Genomic DNA, 1,121 nt, shown 5'->3' with positions numbered 1-1,121 from the left:
ACCGACCGGGTCGAGCATGACCCGCACGGTGTCCTGGGGTTGGTAGCTCGCCTCGGTCGCGCCCGCCGCTAGAAAATACTCTGATAGGCTTCTTCAAAGTTCTTATATTTAAATTGATACACCCACTCTCTTTTTAAATGTCCATGCCAAGATTCAAGACTGGCATTATGATAAGGGTATCCCCTTCGACTGAAAGAGTGAGTCATCCCATAATACTTAAGCAACTCTTCATACTCTAGACTCGTATACTGGCTTCCTTGGTCAGAATGAAGAATAACAGCTTCTGGATAGTCTTGTGATTTAATGGCCTTATTTAAAGTTCTTTGCACTAATTCTACAGTCATTCGCTTGCCCAAATCCCAAGCAATGACTTTTTTAGTATAAAGATCCATAATGGTTGAGAGATAAGCCCATCCTTGTTGAGTAGGAATATAAGTAATGTCGGTTGACCAAACCTTATTTTTCTTTGTAGGTTCAGTCTGTATGAGATTTTTTCGATTGATGTGATCACTTAGTGAGTATCCAGGCTTAAATTTCTTAATGACTACAGACTTGAGTTGAAGTTGCTTCATTAGCTTCTGTACCAGTTTTAACCCGACTTTTTCCCCTTGTTTAAGTAGAAGATGATGAATTTTAGGAGCACCATAGATTCCTCGGTTAGCATTGAAGAGTTGAGAAATTTTGAGTGACAGGTATTGTCTCCTTAATTGAGTTTTAGATGGATGTCGGTTAATCCGTTCATAATAACTTGATTCAGGAACATCAAGGAGTTGACAGCTTAGTCTGACATTGAGTGCTAAAGTTTGTATGGTTTGAGCCATATCCGCAGCACTCACTTCTTTTTCTCGGCGAATATGGTCAATACTTTTTTTAAGATGTCTCGTTCTTCCTTAACTTTAGCCAGTTGTCTTTTTAATTCTAGAAAATCAGCTTTAGAGATGGAGCTTTCATTAGATTTAGAGTAGAGGTCTATCCATTTATAAATTGTTGCAGGGGCCACGTCGTATTCTTTAGACAGCTGGGTGACGGATTGACCAGAATGATAGAAAGCGATAAGGGTTTCTTTAAATTCTTTTGAGTAGCGTTTTTGCATGTTTTTGTCCTTTGTCTAAATTGGGGTC

Annotated in this window: 1 pseudogene; it reads right to left on the bottom strand. The window is 39.2% G+C overall.

The features are described 5' to 3' along the window. Positions 1 to 71: 71 nt before the first annotated feature. Positions 72 to 1,093: pseudogene (locus AB0B58_RS42310) on the bottom strand (IS3-like element IS981 family transposase); the annotation flags it as partial. Positions 1,094 to 1,121 lie beyond the last annotated feature (28 nt).

Source organism: Actinoplanes sp. NPDC049118 (genome assembly GCF_040648555.1).
GTDB lineage: Bacteria > Actinomycetota > Actinomycetes > Mycobacteriales > Micromonosporaceae > Actinoplanes.
Note: the sequence above shows the minus strand (reverse complement) of the source record. Positions and strands in the feature narration are given on the sequence as shown.